Origin of the sequence: Mesorhizobium sp. J18, from assembly GCF_007829525.1 — a bacterium.
Classification (GTDB): domain Bacteria; phylum Pseudomonadota; class Alphaproteobacteria; order Rhizobiales; family Rhizobiaceae; genus VLJP01.
Genome location: NZ_VLJP01000035.1, coordinates 1 through 15,726, shown reverse-complemented (window position 1 = coordinate 15,726; position 15,726 = coordinate 1). Strand labels below are relative to the sequence as shown.

At 61.0% G+C, this 15,726-nt stretch carries 15 protein-coding genes and 2 pseudogenes; 14 read left to right on the top strand and 3 right to left on the bottom strand.

The features are described 5' to 3' along the window. The first annotated feature begins 42 nt into the window (after positions 1-42). The 5 genes from L598_RS13910 (at position 43) to L598_RS13890 (ending at position 4,858) form a co-directional block, all read left to right on the top strand. The gene (locus tag L598_RS13910) at positions 43-882 is read left to right on the top strand and encodes an IclR family transcriptional regulator C-terminal domain-containing protein (RefSeq protein ID WP_144863376.1); all 840 of its coding nucleotides are present in this window, start codon (positions 43-45) and stop codon (positions 880-882) included. A 128-nt stretch (positions 883-1,010) separates the two neighbouring features. After that, positions 1,011-1,883 (top strand): extradiol ring-cleavage dioxygenase, encoded by an 873-nt coding sequence (locus tag L598_RS13905; protein WP_144863374.1) that lies wholly within the window; start codon positions 1,011-1,013, stop codon positions 1,881-1,883. Next, complete coding sequence (locus tag L598_RS13900) at positions 1,880-2,245, top strand: hypothetical protein (RefSeq protein ID WP_144863372.1); 366 nt, start codon at positions 1,880-1,882, stop codon at positions 2,243-2,245. Before L598_RS13905 ends, L598_RS13900 begins: the two co-directional genes overlap by 4 nt. Before the next feature lie 184 nt (positions 2,246-2,429). Next, positions 2,430-3,797: an amidohydrolase family protein gene (locus L598_RS13895; protein ID WP_246658760.1), complete on the top strand. Its 1,368-nt coding sequence runs from the start codon at positions 2,430-2,432 to the stop codon at positions 3,795-3,797. An 11-nt stretch (positions 3,798-3,808) separates the two neighbouring features. Further along, positions 3,809-4,858 (top strand): uroporphyrinogen decarboxylase family protein, encoded by a 1,050-nt coding sequence (locus L598_RS13890; RefSeq protein WP_144863368.1) that lies wholly within the window; start codon positions 3,809-3,811, stop codon positions 4,856-4,858. Positions 4,859-4,915: 57 nt separating this feature from the next. On the opposite strand, the pseudogene L598_RS21620 reads toward L598_RS13890, so the two are convergent. Beyond that, positions 4,916-5,223, bottom strand: a pseudogene (locus L598_RS21620) (aconitase family protein); the annotation flags it as partial. Between the two features lie 282 nt (positions 5,224-5,505). Continuing rightward, the gene (locus L598_RS13880; RefSeq protein ID WP_186445045.1) at positions 5,506-6,303 is read right to left on the bottom strand and encodes an IclR family transcriptional regulator; all 798 of its coding nucleotides are present in this window, start codon (positions 6,301-6,303) and stop codon (positions 5,506-5,508) included. 128 nt (positions 6,304-6,431) lie between these two features. Here L598_RS13880 and L598_RS13875 point away from each other — a divergent pair, with 128 nt between their 5' ends. From L598_RS13875 to L598_RS13840, 8 genes are all read left to right on the top strand, one after another. Beyond that, complete coding sequence (locus tag L598_RS13875; protein WP_144863364.1) at positions 6,432-7,721, top strand: ArgE/DapE family deacylase; 1,290 nt, start codon at positions 6,432-6,434, stop codon at positions 7,719-7,721. A gap of 39 nt (positions 7,722-7,760) precedes the next feature. Next, positions 7,761-8,996 carry an ABC transporter substrate-binding protein gene (locus tag L598_RS13870; RefSeq protein ID WP_144863362.1) on the top strand — a complete coding sequence of 412 codons (1,236 nt, stop codon included), beginning with the start codon at positions 7,761-7,763 and terminating at the stop codon, positions 8,994-8,996. Between the two features lie 87 nt (positions 8,997-9,083). Continuing rightward, positions 9,084-9,827 (top strand): ABC transporter ATP-binding protein, encoded by a 744-nt coding sequence (locus L598_RS13865; protein WP_246658759.1) that lies wholly within the window; start codon positions 9,084-9,086, stop codon positions 9,825-9,827. Next, positions 9,820-10,539 carry an ABC transporter ATP-binding protein gene (locus L598_RS13860; protein ID WP_210244998.1) on the top strand — a complete coding sequence of 240 codons (720 nt, stop codon included), beginning with the start codon at positions 9,820-9,822 and terminating at the stop codon, positions 10,537-10,539. Before L598_RS13865 ends, L598_RS13860 begins: the two co-directional genes overlap by 8 nt. Positions 10,540-10,548: 9 nt before the next feature. Further along, the gene (locus L598_RS13855; RefSeq protein ID WP_144863360.1) at positions 10,549-11,424 is read left to right on the top strand and encodes a branched-chain amino acid ABC transporter permease; all 876 of its coding nucleotides are present in this window, start codon (positions 10,549-10,551) and stop codon (positions 11,422-11,424) included. A 40-nt stretch (positions 11,425-11,464) separates the two neighbouring features. Beyond that, positions 11,465-12,457: a branched-chain amino acid ABC transporter permease gene (locus L598_RS13850; protein WP_144863358.1), complete on the top strand. Its 993-nt coding sequence runs from the start codon at positions 11,465-11,467 to the stop codon at positions 12,455-12,457. Between the two features lie 17 nt (positions 12,458-12,474). After that, positions 12,475-13,764: an ArgE/DapE family deacylase gene (locus L598_RS13845; RefSeq protein WP_144863356.1), complete on the top strand. Its 1,290-nt coding sequence runs from the start codon at positions 12,475-12,477 to the stop codon at positions 13,762-13,764. Position 13,765: 1 nt separating this feature from the next. Then, the gene (locus L598_RS13840; RefSeq protein WP_144863354.1) at positions 13,766-15,007 is read left to right on the top strand and encodes a Zn-dependent hydrolase; all 1,242 of its coding nucleotides are present in this window, start codon (positions 13,766-13,768) and stop codon (positions 15,005-15,007) included. Positions 15,008-15,014: 7 nt separating this feature from the next. On the opposite strand, the pseudogene L598_RS13835 reads toward L598_RS13840, so the two are convergent. Next, positions 15,015-15,485: pseudogene (locus tag L598_RS13835) on the bottom strand (gamma-glutamyltransferase); the annotation flags it as partial. 57 nt (positions 15,486-15,542) lie between these two features. Between L598_RS13835 and L598_RS13830 the strand changes: the two are divergent. Next, a partial coding sequence (locus tag L598_RS13830; protein WP_144861970.1) for a transposase occupies positions 15,543-15,726 on the top strand: 184 nt, incomplete at its 3' end.

Sequence of the window (15,726 nt, the reverse complement as noted above, 5' to 3'; positions counted from 1 at the left end):
CGGTCCGGTATCCCGGCCGATATCTTGCCCGGAAAGCACGCAATGAATGGGGGCGAGGCCGCTCAGGACGCCAGCGGTTCCGCGGCGGGTCCTGAGCGGCCGGCGGAATTCGTCGAGGCGCTCGCCAAGGGACTGGCAATTCTCGAATGTTTCGATGCTTCGCATGCGGAAATGACGCTCAGCGAGGTCGCCAGGCGTGTTGGTCTCTCTCCGGCGGCGGCGCGGCGCAGCCTCATAACGCTGCAGACGCTCGGATATATTGGACAAAAGAACAAGCGGTTTCACCTTCGCCCGCGGGTGATGACGCTCGGTTCTGCCTTCTACTTCGCGGCCCGCATCGACGAGGTCTTGCAGCCTGATCTGCGCGAACTGGTCCGTCAGTTCGGCGATGCGTCGTCAGTGGGCACGTTGGAAGGACAGGACGTGATCTATATTGCCCACAATTCGGTACAGCGGGCCCGACGCGCGGCGGCCGTAGTCGGCGCACGCTATCCGGCCTACGCGACCTCGCTCGGGCGGGTCCTTCTTGCCGGGCTTCCAGACACCGCGCTTGATGCCTATATCGATACCGTGCGACCCGAGGCGCTGACCTCCAGGACAATCACCGATCCGGCGGAGCTTCGTCGCGAGATTCTTGGCGTGCGAGAGGTCGGGTACGCAACTACGGTCGATCAGCTCGACTACGGGATAACTGCTCTCGCAGTGCCGATCCGCGGTCCCGACGGAAATACCGTCGCGGCGCTGAACACCTCGGGCTACACCGGAATGGTGACACCGCAGGTACTCGTCGACGAACGCCTGCCGACGCTGCGCGCAACTGCGTCGCGCATCGGGCACATGATCCATCGCTATCCCATCCTGCAATCGGTTATCGGGGGCTGAACGACATGTGCGGCTCGCGAAAAGACCAACCGTTTGATCCCCAAAAGATCCGAATTGCTCAGCGGGATTGCGGAACGCCGTAGCTGATGGATTGCGTAACCTGAGTCCCGAAAGAAAGGAGGAGCGCCTTGGCTGAACTCGTCGCAACTTTAGCCTCAACCCACCATCCGTTCTATCTGCGGGCAACCACCATGCCGCCCGAAGAACAGATCCCGCAAGCACCTGAATGGAAGCGTAAGGTGGAGGCCTATCGCGAGACACTTGCCCGCGCGAAGCCTGACGTCCTGGTGATGGTGGGTTCGGACCACTTCCATCAGATATTCCTGGACAATTGCCCCCAATTCCTGATCGGCAAGGCCGAACGCTACGATGCGACCTTCTGGAACGAGGAGCGCGAATTCGGCATCCCGAAATACCTGCTGCAGGGCGATATCGCCATGTCGCGCTTCATGCACCAGCACCTGATGGACCAGGGCTTTGACTTCGCCTTCTCCAATGAACTGAAGATCGATCACTCGATCATCTGCCCGATCATCACTGTACGTCCGGACAATGACTTGCCTGTCGTGCCGATCTACACCAATATATTCGCGCCGCCGCTGCCTTCGCCGAAGCGCTTTTACGATCTCGGCCGTGCCATCAGGAGGGCGATTGACGACTACCCGTCCGACAAGCGCGTCGCGGCCATCGGAACGGGACATCTCTCGCTGGAACTGGGAGGTCCCCGCCAGTTCATGGAGACTGGTCCGGATCCCGAATTCGACCGCCAGGCGATAGAATGGCTCCGCAATGGCGATATCGACGCCATACTGGCGAACGTCACGCATGAGAGCATGGCAAAGAGCGGCAACGCCACCCACGGGTTCTTGAACTTTATCTTGATGCTGGGTGTCGCGGGACCGGAGAAAGCCGATTACGTCGACAATCTCGATCTATTCCACACGATGGAAGCTTATCTCACCTGGTATCCCCGGACACAGGCTCAGGAGCGTGCGGCATGAGCAAATATTATGTCAACAAGTTCCTCTTTCAGGTCGACCGCAATCCCGACTTCCTGAAGCGCTACGCAGAGGATCCCAAGAACTTCGTCGCGACGTGGGAACAGTCGATCGGGCCGCGCCTCAACGAGGTGGAGGAGTCGACCGTACACAGTTTTACGGATGAGGAGCGCAAGGCTCTGGAGGAGCATGATTATGTCGCGCTCTTCGAAATGGGCGCGCATTTCTTCCTCAACCTCACCCTCTTCATCGGCATCTACGATGAGCAGTACATGAAGGAGAATGGCCCGCTGGCCTTCCAGCGGCAGTTCGCCCAACGGCTGCAGCACTGGCGCGGCAAGGAATATCCCACGGTGGAGACGTAAGAAGGGGAGCGTTCTGTGCTGCCTGGCGCTCCGCTCCGCGGTTACGTCACCGGCAGACATCTCGATTTCTTCGGGAGGAGACACCATGTGCAAGTTCTGCTCTGAAGGGCATCCGAACATCCATTACAGTCCCGCAGGCGAAGGATCCGGTGCGTTGCAAGGCATCCGAACCGGAGCCGGTACCATGCCATCATGGTCCGGCGAGGACGGACGCAGGCTGCTGATCCGCGGCGGTTACGTGCTGTCGATGGATCCGGGCGTGGGAGATTTCGCGGGTGGTGATGTGCTGGTGTCCGGCAGCCGGATCGAAGCGGTGGGAATGAAGCTCGAGGCTGGTGATGCCGCGGTTATCGACGCTGCCGGCATGATCGTCATCCCTGGCTTCATTGATACGCATCACCACCAGTTCGAAACCGCACTGCGCGGTTTTCTGGCCGACTGCATCCTCATCAACGATGGAAAGCCGCACAGCCTCTACAACTATTATGAGCACATGCTGCAGAAGTTCTCGATGGTGTATCGTCCGCAGGACGTCTACGTCAACGAGCTGTTCGGCTCGCTCTCGCAGATCGATGCGGGTGTGACGACCGTCATGGATGTCTCGCAGATCCACCACTCGCCCGAACATTCCGATGCGGCTGTCCAGGCGCTGCGCGATGCCGGACGCCGAGCCGTGTTCGGCTATTTCGAGGGCTGGGGTGAGCGTTCGAAATATCCCGAGGATGCGCGCCGGCTGAAGAAGGAGCATTTTTCCTCCGACGACCAGTTGCTTACAATGGTGATGGGCGGCGAGATCTACATACCCGGCTACGAGAGGGCGTGGGCGATCGGACGAGAGCTGGGCATTCCGGTCGCACTGCATGTGGTAGGCACGTTCGGTATGCGTGATACGTTCGATTCACTTGCAAGTTCCGGCCAGTTCGGTCCGGACAACATCTTCATCCACATGACCGGCATGTCTGACATGGCCTGGAAGATGGCGGCAGACGCCGGCGCTCACGTCTCACTGTCCGTACCGATCGAGATGACCATGCGCCATGGCATGCCTCCCATCCAGAAAGCACTTGATCTCGGCATGCAGCCATCACTTTCGACGGATGTCGAATGCACCATGACTGCTGATCCTTTTACACAGATGCGCTCTGCGATGACGCTCCAACGCGCCTTCGTCAACGAGGACGCGCTCGGCGGCAAGACGGATTGCGCGGCGATGGTGACATCGCGCGACGTGCTGCGCTTCGCGACGATCGAAGGCGCGAAGGGTTTGAAGCTTGACCGCAAGACGGGCAGTTTGACGCCAGGCAAGGAGGCCGACATCGTCCTCCTCGACGCTTCTGCGATCAATGTGGCGCCGCTCAATCATGCTACCGGCGCAGTGGTAACGCTCATGGACCGTTCGAATGTCGACACGGTGATGGTGGCCGGCAGAATCCGCAAGTGGCGCGGAGAATTGCTTGACGCTGACATTCCGAAGCTGCGCAGCGAGCTGGAAGCCAGCCGCGATCACCTGTTCGAGGCCTCCGGCATCGATCGCGACGTATTCAGGAATTAGGGATTCGATTGATGAACGAAAAATTGCCGCTCTTCCCGACTTCGCTTGTCGGCTCCTACGCCCAGCCGGAGTGGTTGCTCGACTGCAAGAAGCTGGCGGGCCGCTTTCCGCCGCGGGTGCGGGCAAAGGAACTCTGGCGCGTTGCGCCTGAATTTCTCGACGAAGCGCAGGACGACGCCACACTGCTCGCCATCCGCGACCAGGAGCGAGCGGGCCTGGACATAATCACCGATGGTGAAATGCGGCGTGAGAGCTACTCGAATCGCTTCGCCACGGCACTTGAAGGCGTCGACATTGACAATCCAGGCACTGCTCTTGACCGCTCCGGGCATCCGAATCCAGTACCGCGGGTGGTAGGCATGGTCAAACGCAAGCATGCGGTAGAGGTGCGCGATGTCGAATTCCTGCGCGCCAATACGGATCGCAAGATCAAGATCACCGTGCCTGGCCCCTTTACCATGTCGCAACAAGCGCAGAACGATTTCTACGACAGCGAGGAGGAACTGGCCGTAGATTACGCGGCGGCGGTCAACGAAGAGATCAAGGATCTGTTCGCAGCGGGCGCCGACATCGTACAGATTGACGAACCTTACATGCAGGCTCGACCCGAGAAGGCCCGGCAGTACGGGCTAAAGGCGCTGGCGCGCGCTCTCGACGGCGTAGAAGGCGAGACGGCGCTGCACATCTGCTTTGGCTATGCGGCCATCATCCATGAGCGTCCGAACGGTTACAATTTCCTGCCGGAATTGGCCGGAACTGCGGTCAGGGCCGTTTCGATTGAGACCGCGCAGTCCAATCTTGACTGCTCGATACTGGCCAAGCTGGAGGGCAAGACGATCATCCTCGGCGTGCTTGATTTGTCGACGCATGAGATCGAGACGCCCGAGATAGTTGCGGGTCGGATCCGCCGCGCTTTGCCTTATGTTTCGCCTGAGCGCCTGGTGATCGCACCCGACTGTGGTCTGAAATACCTTCCGCGGAAGGTAGCGTTCGGCAAGATGGCGGCAATGGCCAAAGGCGCTGCAATAATCCGCGCCGAACACCAGGGCCATAACTCTTGATCATATGAACATATTAAACATACTGACGTCAGCCAGAATTATGGCGGCCACGAACGCTTAGCGCGCGTCGATGTAGCGTATGTCGACAAAGTGGCTGGCGATCGCTGCTGCCGACGCCATCGACGCGATAGAAGGTGCGCGCGCTCGAAACACCCTGCCGGTGCTCAAAGTTCGGTTCGACGTAGACGCGCAACGTTCGCCTCACGCGAGGCTGTCGTCGTTCATGGCCAGGCAATCGAACATCCCGGCTAACGCCATTCGAAGCCGGCCTCCTGGAATACCCGGTCGAGACTTTCCGCCTCTGCCACTTGCTTCGCCAGTCCCGATCCCGGAACAACCATTGCGGAGACGCTGCTGTGTACCCTGTTGCGGAGCGCACGGTCGACAATGTCTGCCGCCCGGGCCTGCCTTTGTCGAGCTTTTGTCTGTTGCGGATAGTCCGGTGGCCCTGCCATGTGTTGCCCAGTTGGCTGGAAACTAGATCGTCGGAAGTCGGTCGCGTCGAACCATTCGCCAGAAACCGATCAGCGCCGTATGCGTCACCGTGGATGACCACCACGAAGCCGTACTCCAGATGAAGCCTGCAGTGAGCACTGCCAGGCGCGGTATACGACCAGATGCGGGGCTGGTAAGCTCGGATCAAGCGTTCATGGCTGGAGCCGAGCACCGATTTCAGCCGCGGCAGCCAACATGACCGGCAAATCACGGGGCTTGCCCTCGTCATCGAGGATGAATTGTGGGGTCAGGGTAGTGATGCTGATGCTGGCGACAAGCTCCCCGGCACGGTTGAAGACAGGGACCCCCAGACCTGACAATCCATGAGCATAATCATCTACAGCGAATTCCCAGCCGCGGCGGCGGATCTCGGCAACCGCCACCTCCAGGAGAGACGGATCGGTTTGCGTGTTTTCCGTAAATCGCGGCAGCGGTCCCTTGAGAACCTTTGCACGTTCTTCTGGAGGCAGATTGGCCAATAATACGCGCGGGCCGCCGGCGCAGTTCAACGGGATGCGTGTGCCCACTGCCGACCACTGCGTATCCACGTGAAGATCACGCGCCTTTACGCGGTCGAGGCAAAGTGCTTGGCCGTGAAAATAGGTCCAGAGGAAGGATGTGGCTCCTGTGATCTCGGCGAGACGTGCAAGGATAGGCGCAGAAATATCCCGGAGTTCGCTGCCGAAATTCACCGCCGGAACGAGCAGTAGAATGCCCGGTCCTAGCGCATAGGTCTGCTTCTGCTCGTCGAACTCGATGAGTTCGTTAGTCGCGAGAGTATGGAGCAAGCGTCGTGCCGTGCTCTTATCGAGCCCGGCGCGTCGCGCAAGATCCGAAAGCGACAACCGGTTCTCTGCGGCGCTGAAGGCCCTGAGGATTGCGATTGCGCGCTCTACCGCGCGCACCCTTGGTACGCCCTTTTTCCTTGGGATGGAGTTCTTCTCCGACAAGTTCCGCGCGCCTCCCTTGCGTATCATCTAGTGACACACTGTGTCATCACTTGACACGGATTGAAAGTACCTGTTGCATGAGGCCGCCTCTGGATCACAACAGAGCCTGAGCGAAAAGGGGAACCAATTTGGCGCTCACACCCGAATTGCGACGTTCGATCATGGATTCGGTCGAACAGGGTTTTGCCGATCAGATAGCCTATACCCGTAAGCTGGTGTCGTTTCATTCGGTACGGGGCGCCGAGCATGCGATTCAGGATTTCACCTTCCGCGAATTGGTGCGGCGGGGCTATGTTGTGGACCGTTTCGCCATGGATCGGGCGGCCATCGAAAATCATCCCGGAGGCTCGCCGTGGTCTGACCAGCACTCCAACGCACCTATCGTTGTCGGCATCCACCATCCGCGCCAGGAAACCGGGCGGTCGCTCATCCTTCAGTCGCATCTGGACGTGGTGCCGACCGGCCCCGAGACCATGTGGCAGCACAAACCCTATGGCGGCGAGATAGAGGGCGACTGGATGTATGGCCGGGGCGCGGCTGACATGAAGGCGGGCGCGGCGGCCAATATCTTCGCGCTGGATGCTCTGCGTCGCATCGGTCTGCAGCCGGCGGCAACGGTCTATGTGCAGTCGGTTGTCGAGGAGGAGTCCACCGGCAATGGCGCGCTGATGACCCATCTGCGCGGCTACAAGGCAGATGCCGTGCTGATCCCCGAACCGGAAGACAACAAGTTGGTGCGGGCCAATACTGGCGTCATCTGGTTCCAGGTCGAGGTGCGGGGCCTTCCCGTTCATGTGCGTGAGATGGGCGAGGGTGCCAACGCCATCGACGCGGCCTATCGGGTGATCGATGAGTTGCGCAAGCTCGAGGCGGAATGGAACGACCGCAAATCGGCCTATGAGCACTTCCAGGAAGAGCTGCATCCGATCAACCTGAACATAGGCAAGATCGAAGGTGGCGATTGGGCGTCATCGGTTCCATGTTGGTGCCGGATCGATTGCAGGATTGCGATCTTCCCGGGAGTGAGCGCCGCTGATGCCGCACGCGAGATCCGCGAGCGGATAGACAACTTCGCCAAGCAGGATTCGTACTTTGCCAACAATCCTCCTGGCGTGGTCTTTAATGGATTTCACACCGAAGGCTACGTACTGCGACCGGGGTCGGAGGCGGAAGCCGTTCTCGCAAAAGCGCATGAAGTCGCCTTCGACGCACCTCTCGAAAACTTTGTCACGGCCGGATATCTCGATGCGCGCGTTTACGCGCTGTACGATCAGATTCCTGCCTTGTGCTACGGTCCGGTTTCCAGGAACATCCACGGCTTCGACGAATGCGTCAGCCTGTCATCGTTGCAGCGCGTAACGGCTGCCATGGCGCTCTTCATTGCCGAGTGGTGCGGAACCGAACCGCTCGACGCCTGATACTTTTCTTTGCACCGCATAAAAAACAGGGGAGTTATCATGAAACTGAAAAGCGGAATTCCTGGTTTTGCGCTGGCGGCTATGCTGGCCGGCGCTGCGTTCGTGGGCGCGGCTTCGGCCGCCGAACTAACGATCGGCGTCATTGGGCCGTTGAGTGGCCCGGCGGCAAATTCGGGCATCTCGATGCGGCAGGCTTATGAGGCCGCCGCAGCGCAGGTGAACAAGGACGGCGGCATCGAGATCGACGGCGAGAAGAGCGAGATCAAGCTGATTTTCGAGGACAGCGCGTCGCGGCCGGAAATGGGAGTGAGCGCCGCCCAGAAGCTCCTGACGCGCGACAATGTCGATATCCTCGTCGGCGACACGATTTCAAGCTCCGTGACCCTTGCCCTGATGGAGGTCGCGCCCAGCTTCGGCAAATTCATGATGAGCGGCCAGCCGGTTTCCATCGAGATCGCCAAGAAGATCAAGTCCGACCCCGAGCGGTTCGGCAATTTCTGGAAATCCAGCTTCAACAGCGATGCCTATGCCAACACGCTGTTCAGCACGGTCCAGGACCTTATCGAAAAGGGCGCGGTGGAGGCCGATAACAAGAAGGTTGCCTTTATCGTAGAGGATACGGACTACGGCAAGTCGAACGTCGAATATACGCAACCGCTTTTCGAAGAAGCCGGCTGGTCGGTCTCTTCGAGCGAGACGGTGCCGCTTGGGCATGCGGATTTCTATCCGCAACTATCCAAGCTGCGTGGAGACGAGCCGGACGTGCTGATCTCGATCTTCACTTCGGTCAATTCCGGCATCGCGCTCGTCAAGCAGATGAAGGAACAAGGCCTGAAGTCGCTGCATCTTGCGGTGTACTACCCGATCCGGCCTGAATTCCTCGAGGGAGCGGGCGATGCCGCGAATGGCCTCCTGTGGACGCCTTTGTTCTTCGATCCCGTGAACAATCCCAAGCACAAGGAATTCGCGGAGATGTTCAAGGAACTGTCAGGCGTCGACGGCAATGGCGACCACGCGCAGGGCTATTGCCAGATGACGATGCTGCTCGACAACATCAAGAACGCCGGTACGATCGAGCCGGCCAAGCTTTCGGAAGCTTTCGGCATGACGGATTTCGAATGTGTCATCGCCAGGCTGGCTTACGACACCGAAACCCATACGCCGAAGATCGGCCCGGACTATTTCCCGGTGCCGATGGCGCAGATACAGGACGGAGTGAGCTTCGCCATCTGGCCGTCGACGACGGCAACCTCGGAATTCAAGGCCGCCGAGTGACATGGTCCATGGCGCCCGGGCCGGTGCAAGGTCCGGGCGCATTCCAGGCAGTGCGATCCTGCTGATACCAGCCGGAGTTTCGACGACATGCAAAGCCCGACGCAGGCATCCTTGCTGAAGGTCGACGACATCACCATGGCCTTCGGCGGCATCGTAGCCGTCGACAAACTCTCGCTCACAGTCAAGGCGGGCGAGATCCTGGCATTGATGGGCCCGAACGGGGCCGGCAAGACGACAACCTTCCATGTCATCGCCGGCGTGCATATGCCCAATAGCGGGACGATCACCTTTGACGGGCAGGATATCACGCGGCTCAGGCCCGACGGGCGCTGCCGGGCCGGCATCGGGCGTACCTTCCAGATCACCCAGCCCTTTGCCGAGCTGACGGTCGTGGAGAATGTGATGGTGGGGGCGCTGCCGCATCATCGCACCATGGCCGAGGCGCGTGCCGAAGCCCGGCGCTACGTGGACATGGTCGGTCTCGGCGGGCGGGCGGATGTGCTGGCCAAGGGCCTGAGCACCGGCCAGCGCAAGCGGCTGGAAATGGCGAGGGCAATGGCCACACGACCGAAGCTCCTGCTGCTGGACGAGGTGACCGGCGGCGTGGACATGAAGAGCCTGCCCGGCATCATCGAACTGGTGAAGAAGCTACGCGACGAGGGGCTGACGCTGATCATCATCGAGCACAACATGAAGGCCATCACCGAATTGGCCGACCGCGCCATCTTCATGAACCGGGGCGTCCGCATGGCCGAAGGTACGCCGGCCGAGATCGCCAGTCACCCCGAGGTCATCGAACTCTATCTCGGCGAGGGCGACGCCCATGCCTGACACTGCGATGCTGCAGGTCCGCGACCTGAACGTGCTCTATGGCGACTACCAGGTACTGTGGGATGTCTCCATGGAGGTCGGCCAGGGCGAAGTTGTCGCCGTGCTCGGCCCGAACGGCTCCGGCAAGAGCACCGTGCTCAAGGCGATCATGGGGCTGGCGCCGGTCAAGTCCGGGGCGGTCATGTTCGAGGGCAAGGACCTCACCAAGGTGCCGACGCATGAGATGGTGGGGCTCGGCATTTCCATGGTGCTGGAGCGGCGCCGGCTTTTCTCGCAGATGACGGTGCGCGAGAACGTTCTGCTCGGCGCATATCATCGGAGCGTCAACAAGGAGACGAAGAGCCGACTGGAATGGGTCGAGAACATGTTCCCCATCCTGGCGGAACGACGCGACCAGGTGGCCGGCAGAATGAGCGGCGGCGAGCAACAGATGGTCGCGATTGCCCGCAGCCTGATGTCGAAGCCGCGGCTCCTGTTGATGGACGAGCCCTATCTCGGCCTTGCGCCCAGAATCGTCAAGCAGATCGCCGACATGATCAAACGCGTCAATCAGGAAGGCATCACCGTCATCTTCAACGAGCAGAATGTTCAGCTTTCCTTCGGCCTGTCGGATCGCGGCTACTTGCTAGAAGGCGGCCGCGTGGTGCTTTCAGGGACGGGGGACGAGATGATCCATTCCGACGTGATCCGCCGCGTCTATCTCGGGGCTTAGGAGGAAAGAATGACGTTCGCCATCTTCCTCGAACAGGTCATTAACGGCATCATCATCGGCTCCATGTATGCGCTGATCGGCAGCGGTATCGCGCTGATCTACGGCACCATGCGGGTGCTGAACCTCGCCCATGGCGAGTTCTACATGCTGGGCGGCTATTTCATCTTCTTTCTGGCGGTCACGTACGGAGTGCCCTCCTGGCTTGCCATCCCCGTCGCGGTCTTCGCGACCTTCATCCTCGGCGTTCTGATCCAGCGGCTGACCATTCACTACCTTCTGGAAAAGGAAGGCTGGTTGTTCTCGACCATCGCCGTGACGCTGGGGCTGTCCATCTTCCTCCAGAACGCCGCGCTCCTGATGTTCGGCGAACAGTTCCAGAGCGTTCCCTACTATATCGACGGCATGGTCGAGATCGGCAGCATACGGCTGCCCTTGCAGCGCCTGCTGATCTTCGTGGTAGCGGTGATCACGATTGCGGCGATGACCTTCATCCTGAAGAAGACGCGTCTCGGCTGGGCGATCCGCGCCACCTCGCAGGACCGTGACGCAGCGGCGGTGGTCGGCATCCCGGCTCATCGCATCTATCTCATAACTTTTGGCATAGCCGGTGCGCTGGGCGCCATCGCAGCCGCCATGCTGGCGCCGATCTATGCGATCAATCCCTGGAGCGGCCTTCCGATCCTGCTCAAGGGTTTTGTCGTAGTCATCCTCGGCGGTCTCGGCAGCTTTCCGGGCGCAATCGTCGGCGGCCTGTTCCTCGGCGTCGTCGAGGCCATCGGTGTGCAACTGACCTCATCGGAATGGCGCGACGTCATCGCCTTTGCCCTGATGATCGCCGTCATCTGGTGGCGGCCATGGGGCCTGTTCGGCAAGAAACCGTCATGACCCTACGAACCGACCTGTCACTGGCCCTTCGGAGAGATGCATGTTCCAACCGCTGAAGTCGTGGCAGTGGCTGCTGATCGCCACCGCCATCGTCGTGATGGCTCTGGTGCCGCTGGTCACGCGCAATTCCTATCTGCTGCATGTCTTCATCCTGACCATGATCTTCGGCATCTTCGCCTCGGCCTGGAACCTTGTGACGGGCTTTGCGGGGCTGAAGACCTTCGGCCATCATGCCTTCTTCGGCATTGGCGCCTATGCGTCGGCGCTGATCAGCATCAATGCGGGGCTCAGCCCTTGGCTGACGGTCTGGATCGCGGCACTGGTGGCAACCGTTTTCGGCCTCTTCATCGGCTTGCCGATCCTGCGCATAAACTCGATGCCGCATGTGGCGATCGTGACACTGGGCTTCGCCGAGATCGTACGCATCGTCATCTCGAATCTGCAATCGATCACGCGCGGCGAACTGGGCCTGTGGGGCATTCCTGCCTTTGAGGGGTTCAACCTGCCGTGGATTGGCGAGGTTAATTTCACGCCGGCCGACAAGCTGCCCTATTACTACCTGATCCTTGTGCTGCTGATCGCCTCCGTCGCCGTCATCGCGCTCATCATGCGTTCCAGGACGGGGTTGGCGATGATCGCCATGCGCGACGCGGAGGAGGCGGCCGAGAGCCTGGGCGTCAACCTCACCCGACAGAAGTTGCTGGTGTTCGGGGTGAGCGCCTTCCTGGTCGGCGTCGCCGGTGCGTTCTACGCTCATTACATCAGCATCCTGACCCCGACGGCGGCGGTTGGCATCGACCTCATGATCCTGGTCATCGCGATGGCACTGGTGGGCGGACTCAGCACGCTGAGTGGGCCTCTGGTCGGGGCGCTTATCCTGACCGGTGCCGTCGAACTCATGCGTGACCTCGACGACTACCGGCTGCTGGTCTATGGCGCCATGGTCATCCTGATCGTGATGTTCCTGCCTAAGGGGCTGGTGACGCTCGCACCGATGCTGACGCGCCGCTTCGCCTCGCATTCCTCATCCTGATTCAAGAAGGGCCAATCATGCTGGACAAGGATATCGCCGCCGCCATCACGGAAGCGGTGGACCGTGGTTTCGACGAACAGATCCGCTTCACGCAGGAGATGGTGCGCTGCCCGTCCGTTCGCGGGCAGGAACATACGGTGCAAGACCTGATGGCGAGCGCCATGGCCGCGCGCGGACTGGCGGTCGATCACTGGAAAGTGGAGGTTGACGACATCAAGGATCTTCCGGGTTTTGCGCCGGTGGTCGATGCGGCCTATGAGAATGCCTACAATGTGGTCGGCACCTACCGTCCGGCGACCCGCAAGGGCCGATCACTGATCTTCAATGGCCATATAGACGTTGTTCCCACCGGCCTGTGGGAACGCTGGACGACCCCGCCTTTCGAGCCGCGTATCGACGGCAAATGGATGTATGGCCGCGGCGCCGGCGACATGAAGTCCGGGCTGGCCGGAACGCTGTTCGCTTTCGACGCGGTGCGCGCGGCAGGCTTCGCCCCCACGGCGCCGATCCATTTCCAGTCGGTAGTAGAGGAAGAGTGCACCGGCAACGGCACGCTGGCCTGCCTGCAGCGCGGTTACCGTGCGGACTGCGCCTTCGTGCCTGAGCCGCTGGAGCCAAAGCTGATGCGGGCCGAAGTCGGGCTTATCTGGTTCCGGGTGCACGTGGACGGCGATCCGCAGCATGCATCGGCCGGCTTCAACAATGCCGGTGCAAACGCCATCGAGAAGGCGCTCGGCCTATGGCCGCATATCAAGATGCTCGAGGACGAATGGAACGCCCGTAAGGTTGATCATCCGGTCTACAAGAATCATCCGCATCCGATCCGGGTCAATCTCGGGGAAATCTCGGGTGGCGAATGGACGTCGAGCGTGCCCGCCAAGGCCGTGCTGAACGTGCGGGTCGGCGTGCTCCCCGGCACCAGGCTTGGCGATATCAAGGCAGAAATCGAGGCACGGGTCCGAAAGGCGGCACTCGACGATCCCTTCCTTTCGAACAACCCGCCAAGGGTCGAGTATCACGGTCATATGGCTGAGGGTTACGTGCTGGAGAATGCCGCGATGCCGGAAAAGGTGCTCGCCGACAGCCACATGGCCGTGTTCGACCAGCCGCTTGAGGAGGAAATCACCTCGGCGGCGACGGACGCCCGCTTCTTCGGGTTGTATCAGAACACGCCGGGCCTGGTTTACGGGCCGATCTGTGAGCGGCCGCATGGTTTCGACGAGCGAGTCGACCTCGATTCCGTCAGGGCGGTGACGAAGACTATGGCCCTGTTTCTGGCCGAGTGGTGCGGGATCGAACGTCTTTGACATGAGGACACCTGTGGGCATTGAGCGTGTGAACGGTGACCGGCTGTGGTCGGCGCTGATGGAGATCGGCCGGATAGGAGAAACGCACGGCGGCGGGTGTCGGCGCCTTGCCCTGTCGGAGGAAGACGGGCGGGCACGGGATCTGTTTTGCCGCTGGGCGCGGGAGGCCGGATGCACCGTCACCGTGGACGCCATCGGCAATATCTTCGCCCGCCGCGACGGAACGCAGCGCGACGCTCCGGCGGTGGCGATCGGCAGCCATCTCGACACGGTACCGACCGGCGGCAAATTCGACGGCGTCTACGGGGTTATGGCGGGCCTCGAGGTGATGCGCCGACTGCAGGAACTGGGTCTCACGACGCGACTGCCGGTCGAACTGGTTGTCTGGACCAATGAGGAAGGCGCGCGCTTCTCACCTATGACTATGGGATCGTCGGTGTTCACCGGCGACATCGCGCTGGATTTTGCCCTGTCGCGGCATGATCCCTCCGGCGTGAGCGTGGGTGAGGCGCTGCGGCGGATCGGTCATGCAGGAGAAGCACCGGTCGGCGGTCGGCAGTTCACGGCCTATCTGGAAACCCATGTCGAGCAGGGGCCGCTCCTGAAGGAAAGCGGCGAGCGGATAGGCGTCGTCACCGGTTCGTTCATGGCGCGCTATTTCGTGGCGACGATCAAGGGGCAGGCGGCGCATGTAGGACCGACGCTGATGGAACAGCGCCATGACGCAATGGTCGGAGCATCAGCGCTGGTTCTGGAGATCGACCGCATCGGCCGCTCGCGCGGACGTGACGGCCGGTCCAATGCGCCACATATCGAACTCTTCCCCAATGTGCGCGGGGTCATACCGGAGGAGGTGCGACTGAGTTGCGACGTGCGCCATCCGGATGCCGGCGAAGTGCAGGCCATGGAGGCGGAGTTGCGGGAGGCATGCCGGCGCATCGCAGAAGAGCGCGGCGTCTCCATCGAGCTCGAACAATATTTCGAGTTCGGACCGATCAACTGCCATCAGTCAATGAACGAACTGATCGGCGAAACGGCGGATCTGCTCGACCTTCCGCGGCGCGACATCCTGACGGTGGCCAGCCATGACGCGGTGCCAATAATGGAGTATTGCCCGACTGCGCTGTTCTTCATTCCGAGCGAAACCGGCATCAGCCACAACGAAAAGGAATACAGCACGCCCGAACACTGCACCGACGGTGCGAACGTGCTGCTCAACGCGGTGCTGCGGCTGGCGTCATAGACGCGGATCAATCCCCTTCTTCTTCCACGACCGGCGCATCGGGCCAGAAGCGAGTGCCGGCGCGCGCCTGTCCGCCGCCGAGCCCGATCGCCACGCCGTCGGCGCGCCAGCAGGCGGCGCCCGTTGCCGTGCCGTCTTTGTCGAACTCGATGGCCGTCATGCCGCCGCCCACATGCGGAACGGACAACACTTTCCAGCCGCGTGCCTCCAGTCCGGTGCGGGCGGTGGCGGGAAAGGTGTCCTCGATCTCCAGTTCCTGCCCCTGCGTCCACAGGCGCGGGGCCTCAACAGCCTCCTGAAGCGTCATGCCGTGGTCGATCAGGTTGACGATTGCCTGCAGGGTCGAGCCGAAGATGCGCAATCCGCCGGGAAGTCCGAGGGCGAAGACCGGCTTCCCACCTTTGAGCGCGATCGTCGGCGCCATCGAAGTGGTGACGCGCTTGCCCGGCGCGATCGACAGAGCGTGTCCCGGATGGGGGTGATCCTCCCCCAGTGAAGTGGTCCGCCGTTATGATTAGGAAACGGAGGATCGAGAATGGCCAACAAGCGACCGAAGCCGGAAGAGATTGTCTCGAAGTTGCGGCAGGTTGAGGTTCTGATGGGGCAAGGCCTGTCCCGTCTTGATGCGATCAGGCGGATCGGCGTTGTCGAACAGACTTATTACCGCTGGCGCAAGCAATATGGTGGGATGGGCGTAGATCAGTTGAAGGAACTGAAGC

Coding starts and splice junctions, on each gene's coding strand:
- L598_RS13845 (WP_144863356.1), top strand. CDS start 12,475: ATGCTGGACAAGGATATCGCCGCCGCCATCACGGAAGCGGTGGACCGT.
- L598_RS13860 (WP_210244998.1), top strand. CDS start 9,820: ATGCCTGACACTGCGATGCTGCAGGTCCGCGACCTGAACGTGCTCTAT.
- L598_RS13895 (WP_246658760.1), top strand. CDS start 2,430: ATGCCATCATGGTCCGGCGAGGACGGACGCAGGCTGCTGATCCGCGGC.
- L598_RS13850 (WP_144863358.1), top strand. CDS start 11,465: ATGTTCCAACCGCTGAAGTCGTGGCAGTGGCTGCTGATCGCCACCGCC.
- L598_RS13890 (WP_144863368.1), top strand. CDS start 3,809: ATGAACGAAAAATTGCCGCTCTTCCCGACTTCGCTTGTCGGCTCCTAC.
- L598_RS13865 (WP_246658759.1), top strand. CDS start 9,084: ATGCAAAGCCCGACGCAGGCATCCTTGCTGAAGGTCGACGACATCACC.
- L598_RS13840 (WP_144863354.1), top strand. CDS start 13,766: ATGAGGACACCTGTGGGCATTGAGCGTGTGAACGGTGACCGGCTGTGG.
- L598_RS13910 (WP_144863376.1), top strand. CDS start 43: ATGAATGGGGGCGAGGCCGCTCAGGACGCCAGCGGTTCCGCGGCGGGT.
- L598_RS13855 (WP_144863360.1), top strand. CDS start 10,549: ATGACGTTCGCCATCTTCCTCGAACAGGTCATTAACGGCATCATCATC.
- L598_RS13900 (WP_144863372.1), top strand. CDS start 1,880: ATGAGCAAATATTATGTCAACAAGTTCCTCTTTCAGGTCGACCGCAAT.
- L598_RS13870 (WP_144863362.1), top strand. CDS start 7,761: ATGAAACTGAAAAGCGGAATTCCTGGTTTTGCGCTGGCGGCTATGCTG.